At 57.7% G+C, this 3,955-nt stretch carries 3 protein-coding genes; all 3 read right to left on the bottom strand.

Going from position 1 to position 3,955, the window contains the following annotated elements; translation table 11 throughout:
- Window positions 1-897, bottom strand: an 897-nt coding sequence (locus ACPLUI_RS07885; protein WP_424659718.1) for a helix-hairpin-helix domain-containing protein, incomplete at its 3' end; no start/stop codon positions are given.
- 178 nt (window positions 898-1,075) lie between these two features.
- Entirely contained in the window at window positions 1,076-1,339 is a 264-nt protein-coding gene (locus ACPLUI_RS07880) for a cell division protein ZapA (protein WP_424659717.1), read from the bottom strand.
- 167 nt (window positions 1,340-1,506) lie between these two features.
- On the bottom strand, window positions 1,507-3,933 hold the full coding sequence (pheT, locus tag ACPLUI_RS07875; protein WP_424659716.1) for a phenylalanine--tRNA ligase subunit beta: 2,427 nt from the start codon (window positions 3,931-3,933) through the stop codon (window positions 1,507-1,509).
- Between the last annotated feature and the right edge of the window lie 22 nt (window positions 3,934-3,955).

Here is a 3,955-nt window from a genome sequence, read left to right as displayed (position 1 = left end):
ACTGCACGAAGGGAAGTCTTTGCCACCCAGCCCCCACTTACCCAGGCAAGCACCTTTCTCTCCGGCCAGTTCCTGTAACCGGTGGCAGTGTTCGGGGCTGCCCGTAGCCAACAACAGGGCGGCACCGTAAGCCTGCAGGCCGGCCACGTGCAGTTCCACCGGCACCCCCCACCAGGTCTGGACCCTTATCCTTTCACTCTCCCGTGCCAGCACTTCCTTGACCCGGCGATATGACGCCAGAGCGTCAAGCAAAGGCTCCGGGTCTTCAGCCGCGGCTACCAGCAAGATCTCATCAACCGTTTCCCGCCAGCGACGGACCCCTCCCGCCACCGCCACTTTATAAGTACCGGGAGTATCCTGAATATACGAAGCGATTTCTACAGCTATTTCCCGAGCCAGAGGCAACAGGATGCGACCCTGCCGGCTGCGTACCAGCTCAATGCTGCGGAGGATTTCCTGCTCGGTTTTAACCCCCATCCCTCTAAGGGCCCGCACTTTCTTCTCCCGGGCCGCCTCTTCCAGCTCTGCCAGAGAGGTGATCCCCAGCTGTTCGTGTAAAAACCGCGCCCGCTTCGGCCCAATCCCCGGCAGGGCCATAACTTCAAGAATTCCCGGAGGCCATTTCCGGCGGAGTTCCTCCAGTTTTTTCATCTTCCCGGTCGTAATGAGCTCACCAATTTTAGCCATAATATTTTTACCGATACCGGGGACTTTGACCAGAGTACCCCGCCGGTACAACTCCACAACTGGTTCTTCAAGGCCTGCTATCGCTCTGGCCGCCTGCCGGTAGGCCCGGATTTTGAAAAAGTCGTCGCCCTCAAATTCCAGAAGATCCGCCAGTTCCCGAAAAGCCCAGGATATTTCCATATTCTGCATGACCACATACTCCTTAGACAACAAGCGGCTGTTATCCCTATCCTGACATATTTACCATACGAGGGGGATTTCCCTTCCTGCAAACTACAATTAGTTTAAACTCAACCCCGTAAAAGCTTACGCCGTGGCAACTTATTTCCTCAATAAAAATCCGCCTGCCATATATTGAGTGGCAGACGGCCCAACCGGAACATAAACTCTACTTTGCTTTTCTGTCCACCTCCAGAAGTTCGGCCAGCTCGTCGTACTCCTTCTGCAGCTTCATCAGTTCATCGGCGATGTTCAAAGCAGTGAGCAAGGCCGCTTTGGACAACCCCAGACGAGGGTTGCGGGTGACTGTTTGACGTATTTTCTTATTAACATACTGGGCCAGCATACGCAGATATTCCTCCGGTTCCTCGCCTTTCAAAGTATAATACTCACCAAAAATCTCCACCTCAACCCGGGTCTCCTGCTTGCCCATAGCCATTTCCCCCTGGTTTTCAAATTCTTACCTCTTTCGGCGTTGTCCGGAGAAACTCCTGCCAGAACGACAACTTTTTCTGTGTGAATGCCTGCCGTTTGCATCTACCCGGCTCAATGTCGCTCGCTTCCGTGCAAAACGACAGTGACGCAAGGCATCATGAGCGTCTACTTTCTCAGTTCAGCTCCCAGTTCCCTGACCAGGGCGTCAGATATGGCCCCGATTTGGGCGGCGACTTCTGCATCGGTGAGAGTGCGGTCTTCGGCCTGGAAAAGCAGGGAAAAGGCCAGGCTCCGACCACCTTCCCTCACCTGTTCTCCTTCATAAACATCAAACAGTTCCACAGAACGCAGCAATTTGCCACCAGCCCGGCGAATAACCCGCAGCACATCAGCCGCCGGTATTTCCCGGCTCACCACCAGGGCTATATCCCTCTTCACGCCGGGGAAGCGGGGCAAGGGACGGTACCGGGGCGGCTTACCGGCCAGCGCAAGCAAAGCGGCCAGGTCAACCTCAAAAGCGCACACCCTCACATCCAGCTCATATTCCTCCAGCACATCAGGGTGCAGTTCTCCCACTATCCCCAGCGTTTCCCCCTGAACCTTGACCCGGGCGGTACGGCCGGGATGGAAGGCGGGGTTTTCCTTTTCCCGCTCGAAGGTCAGGCCGGGCAGGCCCAATTTTGTGGCCAGCACCTCCAGGACCCCTTTGAGGTAATAGAAATCCAGGGGCGTAGCCGGCCGGTTCCACCCCGCCGCCCCCTGGCCCATGACAGCCGCGGCCAGCACCGGACGCTCCTCGGGGAGAGCTTCCCCACCCCGGGGGAAGAAGACCCGGCCCACCTCAAAGATGGCCCCGCTGGTTACCCGGCGTTTAAAATTGCGCTTGAGCACCTCCAGGAGACACGGTAACAGCATGGTGCGCATGACCGATTGCTCCACCGAAAGGGGATTCTGCAGCTTCAAGACACGGCGCAAGGGACTGTCCTGTGGCACCCTGAACCGGTCAAATACGGACGGATTTACAAAACTGTACGTAACCACCTCGGTGAGGCCGCATTCCACAAGGACCTCTTTTAAACGCCTGAGCAGTGATTGTTCTCTCGTCCTCGCCCCCCGGGTAGTGGCTCCAAAGGGCAGGGTGGCCGGTACCCGGTCATAACCGTACAGCCTGGCTACTTCTTCGATCAGGTCGATTTCCAGGTGGATGTCCACCCGGTAGCTAGGAACATTTACCAACAGGTCCCCCCCGGCATCCTGCACTGTGAATCCAAGGCGGGTCAGGAGATTACGTGTTTCTTCCCGGGGAATTTCCGTCCCCAGTATGTATCCCACCCGCTCGGGACGCAGGATGATAGGTTTTCTGGCGACCGGAGAGGGGTAGTTGTCCACCGCACCGGCAACCACTTCTCCAGCACCTATTTCCACCAGCAGACAGGCAGCCCGGGTAGCAGCAGCCAGACAGCCATCAATATCTATCCCTTTTTCAAAACGTGTTGAAGACTCGGAACGAAGACCCAGCACCCGGGATGTCCGGCGGATACTGGTGGGATGGAAGTAAGCCGATTCCAGGAGGACAGTGGTAGTGTTCTCCGTTACTTCGGTAGCGAGCCCTCCCATCACCCCGGCCACGGCCACCGGTCCACCGGGATCGGCAATGACGAGCATCTCGGGTTCCAGGTGCCGCTCCACGCCGTCCAGGGAAACGATTACTTCCCCCGGATGTGCACGGCGGACAATGATGTGGCCATCCCTTAACTTATCGTAATCAAAAGCATGCAGGGGCTGGCCCAGCTCCAGCATGACATAGTTAGTGATATCGACAACATTGCTTATGGGGCGAATGCCCGCGGCCCGCAGGCGCTCCTGCATCCACAGGGGTGAGGGCCCCACCTTCACATTGGTGAAAAGCCGGGCCACATAGCGCCGGCAGAGCTCGGGTTCCGCAATGTCCACCCGCACCCGACCTTCAAGGGAGCTACCCGGTATTTCCCGGAGGTTCAGCCGGGGGAAACGCAGGGGCTGCCCCAGTAAGGCGGCCACTTCCCGGGCCACCCCAATCATGGAGAGGCAGTCGCCCCGGTTGGGGGTGAGATCCAGCTCGAAAATGACATCATCCAGCCCGAGGACCGGCCGGATATCCAGGCCCAGAGGGGTATCTGAAGGAAGGATCATAATGCCGTGTGCCTGATCGGCAGGCAGGGTTCTGGAGTCCAGGCCCAATTCCTGGCCGGAACAGAGCATGCCCCGGGACTCCACCCCCCGCAGCTTTGCCCTCTTGATTACCAGCCCCCCGGCCAGCCGCGCTCCTTCAAGTGCTACGGGAACCACGTGCCCCTCCCGGACGTTGGTTGCACCAGTAATGATCTGACGGGGCTCCGGCTCACCGGTGTCAACAAGACAGATCACCAGTTTATCGGCATTGGGGTGCGGTTCTATCCTGACAATGCGGCCGGTAACCACGTTGCTGATCTCTTTTCCCGGCTCCTCCAGACCTTCCACGGCCACACCGGCCATGGTCAGCCGGTCGGCCAGTTCTGCCGGGGTGATGGTTATATCCACATATTCCTGCAGCCACTTATATGAAACCCGCAAAGTTAAATCCTTCTCCTTTCAA

The sequence above is a fragment of the Desulfofundulus sp. genome, from assembly GCF_049701015.1.
In the GTDB taxonomy this organism is placed as follows: Bacteria; Bacillota; Desulfotomaculia; order Desulfotomaculales; family Desulfovirgulaceae; genus Desulfofundulus.
The sequence above is the reverse complement of the archived record's forward strand: the minus strand, read 5'-3'. Positions and strand labels throughout refer to the sequence as shown.

Bases quoted from the DNA above. Each gene is read 5' to 3' on its own strand.
- ACPLUI_RS07880 (WP_424659717.1), bottom strand. From the start codon at position 1,339: ATGGGCAAGCAGGAGACCCGGGTTGAGGTGGAGATTTTTGGTGAGTAT.